The organism is Skermanella sp., assembly GCF_059503625.1.
On sequence record NZ_JCACHA010001156.1, the window covers coordinates 1 to 5059 of the forward strand.

Sequence of the window (5059 nt, forward strand, 5' to 3'; positions counted from 1 at the left end):
ACGTCGAGCGGATCGTCCGGCTGCAGGACTGCTACGTCTGCTACGAGCCGCCGGCCTATGCGCCGCCCGTGGGTCCCCTGCCGGCGCTGAGAACGGGCTGCGTGACCTATGGCTGCTTCAACAACCTCGCCAAGATCGACGAGGCGAGCATAGCGCTGTGGAGCACCCTGCTGCGCGACCGGAGCGACCGCCGGCTGCTGCTTCGGACCTTCGCGCTCGACGTGCCGCGCGTGCGGGACCGGATCACCGCCCGTTTCGAAGCGCACGGTGTCAGGCCGGAGCAGCTGATCCTGAGCCCGGCCGCGTCCCATCCGCACCTGCTGGACAGCTACAACGCGGTGGACATCGCCCTGGACCCGCTGGCCTATTCCGGCGGCCTGACGACGCTGGAGGCGCTCTGGATGGGCGTTCCGGTGATCACATTGCCGGGCGACCGCTTCTGCACCCGGCACAGCCTGTCCCATCTGACCGCCGCCGGACTCAGCGGGCTGGCGGCGGAGGACGCATCGGCCTACCTGGACCGGGCGGAGGGACTGGCGGCCGACCTGGAGCGCCTGTCCAGCCTGCGGACGAGGCTGCGGGAGCGGCTGGCCGCGTCGCCCCTGCTGGACGGGGCCGGCTTCACGCGGGCGCTGGAAGAGGCTTACCGCCGGATGTGGCGGGAGCGAAGCGCTGCTTCGATGCCCGCGCTTTCATCATAATTGGTTAACCGTTGTGGCCTAGCCTTGTCGGCGATGTCCGGCGGCGGCTGCCGCCGGTTTCCCAAGCGCGGAAAGCACATGAAAATCCTGGTCACCGGAGCCGCCGGCTTCATTGCGGGCTACGTCGTCGCCGAACTGCTCAGGCATGGCCACCATGTCGTCGGCATCGACAATTTCAGCAAATACGGTCCGGTGGCCAAGGCGCACGACAGCCACCCCAACTACCGCTTCGTGTTCGGCGACTGCAAGGACGTGGCGCTGATGACGGAGCTGGCGTCGGAGTGCGACCAGATCGTCGCCGGCGCCGCCATGATCGGCGGCATCTCCTATTTCCACCAATACGCCTACGACCTGATCGCCGAGAACGAGCGGATCACGGCATCGACCTTCGATGCGGCCATCGCGGCGCGGAAGACCGGGCGGCTGGCCAAGGTCAACGTGCTGAGTTCCAGCATGGTGTTCGAGAGCGCCTCGACGTTTCCGACGCCCGAGACCGAGATCGGCCGGGCGCCGCCGCCCGCCAGCAGCTACGGCTTCCAGAAGCTGGCGGTGGAGTACTTCGCGCGGGCGGCCCATCAGCAGTACGGCCTGCCCTTCACCATCGTCCGGCCCTTCAACTGCGTCGGCATCGGCGAGGGCAAGGCGCTGGGCGACGCCGAGATCATGAGCGGCAACGTCAAGCTCAGCATGTCGCACGTGCTGCCCGACCTTGCCCAGAAGGTCCTGAAGGGCCAGGATCCGCTGCACATCCTGGGCGACGGCGGCCAAGTGCGCTGCTACACCCACGGCGCCGATCTGGCGCGCGGCATCCGGCTGTGCGTGGAAAGCGAACGGGCGCTCAACGACGACTTCAACCTGTCGACATCGGACGCGACGACCGTGCTGGAGCTGGCGGAACTGGTCTGGCGCGAGGTCAACGGCGACCGCCCGTTCCGCTACACCAGCGACGCGCCCTTCGAGTACGACGTCCAGCGCCGCATCCCCGACACCGCCAAGGCGGCGCGGGTGCTGGGCTTCCAGGCCGAAGTCCCGGTCCGGGACAGCGTCCGCGAAGTCGTCGGCTGGGTCCGGACCGAGCTGAACGCCGGCCGCCTGTGAACGCCGGAACCCCTTGCGCCGAAACCTCCAGCGGAAAAGCCTGAGCCATGGATTACCAGCACGACCGCACCGTCTGCATCATCGGTCTGGGCTATGTCGGACTGACGCTCGCCATCACGATGGCGGAGGCCGGCTATACCGTCTGGGGCGTGGAGATCAACCAGGACTTCACCGACAAGATCGTCACTGGGAAAGCGCATTTCTTCGAACCCGGGCTGGACGAGAGGCTGGGCCACCAGCTCGGGGCCGGGCGGCTGCTGGTGCTGAATTCGCTGCCCCAGGACCCGGCGGTATCCCTGTACATCATCACGGTCGGGACCCCGCTTGGGCCGGACGGCCGCGTCCGCATGGACATGGTGAAGCGGGTGACGGCGGAGATCGCCGCCCAGCTGAAGGACGGCGACGCCGTCGTGCTGCGCTCGACCGTCAAGATCGGGACGACGCGGAACGTGGTGCTGCCGATCCTGGCCGCGACCGGCCGCGATTTCGACATCGGGTTCTGCCCGGAACGGACGCTCGAGGGCCGCGCACTGTACGAGCTGACGCATCTGCCGCAGATCGTCGGAGCGAACAGCGAACGCGGTGCGATCCGGCTGGCGCAGGTCTTCAACGCGCTGACGCCGACCGTCATCCGGGTCCGCGACCCGGAAACCGCTGAGATGATCAAGCTGATCGACAACACCAGCCGGGATGTCGGCTTCGCCTTCGCCAACGAAGTGGCGCGGCTGTGCGGCGCCGTCGGCATATCGGCGGCCGACGTCATCACGTTCGGCAAGCTCGGCTATGCCAGGACGCAGCTGCCGATGCCGGGACCGGTCGGCGGCCCCTGCCTGAGCAAGGACGGCCATATCCTGGTCGAGAGCATGCTGGACAGGGGGATCATGCCGGAGATCGCGTCGGCGGCCCGCACGATCAACGAGCGGCTGATGGTCGAGGTGGCGGAATACCTGACCGGCCAGGTGAAACCCTGGTTCCGCACGAGCGCGCTGAAGATCGCCGTCATGGGCCTCGCGTTCAAGGGACAGCCGGAGACCAACGACCTGCGCGGCTCCACCGCCATTCCCCTGCTGGCGGAGCTTAGGAAGCTGCTGCCGGAGGCGCGGCTGCACGGATACGACCCGATCGTTTCGGCCGAAGACCTGATCGGGCTGGGATTGACGCCGGCGGCGAGCCTCGACGAGGCCTTCGACGGCGCCCATCTCGTCGTGATCCACAACAACCATCCCAAGTTCCAGGGCATGCCGCTGTCCAGGCTGTCGAAGGCGATGGCGCGTCCGGCCATCGTCTACGATTTCTGGAACAGCTTCATTCCGGAGCGGCTGACGCTGGAGGACGGCGTGCGCTACGTGGCGCTGGGGTCCCATCCGATGCGGGTGGATGTGCCTGCGGCTATCCCGGAACCGGTCTGAAACCGGCCAGTCTCGAACCGGCTAGTCTGGAACAGGCCAGACCGAAACCGGTCAGGCGGAGATCGACTGGAGAACGGGCCGGCTGGTGACGCCGCCGCCCAGGACGGGTCCCGGAGACTCAGGCGCCGACGCTACCGAACGTGGCGCCGAGACCGGGATCGATGACGGGGATGCCGGTATTGCCGATGGAGCCGTAGCCCTTGGGCCCGCCGACTCGCCGCCACTCGAGGACAGGCCGGCGGCCGCCGAACCGGCGACCCGCTGTCCGTCCGCAGTCTTGCCTTCGGCGTCCTTGTCGCCCGAGATCCTGGCTTCGGCCTGTTCCTGCTCCTTCGCCCGCTCGGTGCTGGCTTTGCTCCGATAAGCTTCAAGCTGCTTTTCGGAAGGATACTGGACCAGCACCTTACCGTCGGAGCCGTCGCGGAATTGCAGGACCGTACGCTGCGTTTCGCTGTCGATGCGCACGACGGGGCTGTAGTAGCGTGAAGGCTCGTTGACGGAACCAGCGAGCGGATCGGCTTCCGGCTGAGCCTGCTGGTTAACAGACTGCTGGCTCGAACTGCGTATCGCAGTCGTCCCCTGCAGCGTATTTCCAATGGCGTCCATCATGGCTAATCCAACACTGGTGACCCAATCGATATGGTCACGACTCCGCCTTCAGGAGTCAAGAGATTCTTAATTTCGTGATCGGGGTTTCTTTCTTGTTTATACCGTTCATTAAGAAATTCCCCATCATGGAGAGGTAGATTAGGGATCTTATCGTTCGTCGGCTTGGCCGTCACGCCCGCGAATGACATCCAAATAGGCATATTACCCCTTTCGAGTGACAAGATTTCCGCAAGTTAGCAGTTTTTTAAATTGGCACTCGGATACTGACGCACGCTGCCGACGGATGAGTAAGGATTCGCGAGGTACACTGTCGAATGACAGCGCATAAAGAAGACCCGATGATTGACAGTGTCGCTGACCTGGCATCGCGGGTAATGACGGAGGCAGATCTTCCGCCACCCGAGACGAAACGCTGGGTCATGCGGCGCAAAGCCGAAGTTGTGGCCGGCGTACGGTGTGGATTGATCAGCCTCGAGGAAGCGTGCCGCAGATACACTCTGTCGGTAGAGGAATTTCTATCCTGGCAGAGGCTTATCGACAGCCATGGTGTGCGCGGCCTTCGCGCCACCCGGTTGCAGGACTATCGCCAAGGTACCGAAAAGGCCTCGCTCGCGGAATGACTTCCGCCGGATTGCATCCCGAGGCCCGGTTCTTATCCTGTGGCCCAATTCATATCCCGCGGGATGACTGCCGGATGACTTTGAACGGCGGCCCCTGACCTGTCTTCAACACAGTACCTGTCTTGAACGCACGCTGTCTTGAACGCACGCTGTCTTGAACGCAGTACTTGAAGCGATTTTATTAGGCATTCGACTGGGCAAAATTTGCCGGGCGGCGACCGAACCCAGCCCGTTTTAACCATCCCTTTACGGAAATATCGTTACGTTTCAGGCTCATGACGGCCAGGGCCGGCGGGTGCTTCCGCAGTCCGCCGATCCGACCTCATAGGACGTTGCCCGGGGGCAGCCAAGCTTGAACACGTTTTTCCAGACCCTGCGCAATCTAGGCCCGGTACGGCTTGCCGCCATGGGTGTGGTAGCGCTTGGGCTGATCGGTTTCTTCTTTTACCTGATGACGCGCCTGTCCACCCCGGACATGGCGCTGCTGTACAGCGACCTGGACCCGAAGGACGGCGGCGCCATCGTCCGTCAGCTGGAGGAGCAGAAGGTTCCCCATCAGGTCAACGCCGAGGGCACCAGGATCATGGTGCCGGCCGATCAGGTCGGACGTCTCCGAATGGTG

The 5059-nt window shown here is 64.6% G+C and carries 5 protein-coding genes and 1 pseudogene; 5 read left to right on the plus strand and 1 reads right to left on the minus strand.

Features of this window, described 5'->3' with window-relative positions:
- The 3 genes from AC5JJ6_RS41055 to AC5JJ6_RS41065 all read left to right on the plus strand — a co-directional run.
- The coding region (locus tag AC5JJ6_RS41055; RefSeq protein WP_496047583.1) for an O-linked N-acetylglucosamine transferase family protein at positions 1-701 on the plus strand (701 nt) is incomplete at its 5' end.
- Positions 702-779: 78 nt separating this feature from the next.
- A complete protein-coding gene (locus AC5JJ6_RS41060) occupies positions 780-1799 on the plus strand; it encodes an NAD-dependent epimerase/dehydratase family protein (RefSeq protein WP_496047584.1) in 1020 nt (339 codons plus the stop codon).
- Between the two features lie 47 nt (positions 1800-1846).
- The gene (locus AC5JJ6_RS41065) at positions 1847-3208 is read left to right on the plus strand and encodes a nucleotide sugar dehydrogenase (RefSeq protein WP_496047585.1); all 1362 of its coding nucleotides are present in this window, start codon (positions 1847-1849) and stop codon (positions 3206-3208) included.
- Between the two features lie 51 nt (positions 3209-3259).
- Here AC5JJ6_RS41065 and AC5JJ6_RS41070 read toward each other — a convergent pair whose 3' ends face one another.
- Positions 3260-3817, minus strand: coding sequence for a hypothetical protein (locus tag AC5JJ6_RS41070; protein ID WP_496047586.1), 558 nt, complete (start codon positions 3815-3817; stop codon positions 3260-3262).
- Positions 3818-4131: 314 nt separating this feature from the next.
- Here AC5JJ6_RS41070 and sciP point away from each other — a divergent pair, with 314 nt between their 5' ends.
- The gene (gene sciP / locus AC5JJ6_RS41075; protein WP_044437441.1) at positions 4132-4437 is read left to right on the plus strand and encodes a CtrA inhibitor SciP; all 306 of its coding nucleotides are present in this window, start codon (positions 4132-4134) and stop codon (positions 4435-4437) included.
- Positions 4438-4789: 352 nt separating this feature from the next.
- Positions 4790-5059 (plus strand): annotated as a pseudogene (locus AC5JJ6_RS41080) (flagellar basal-body MS-ring/collar protein FliF); the annotation flags it as partial.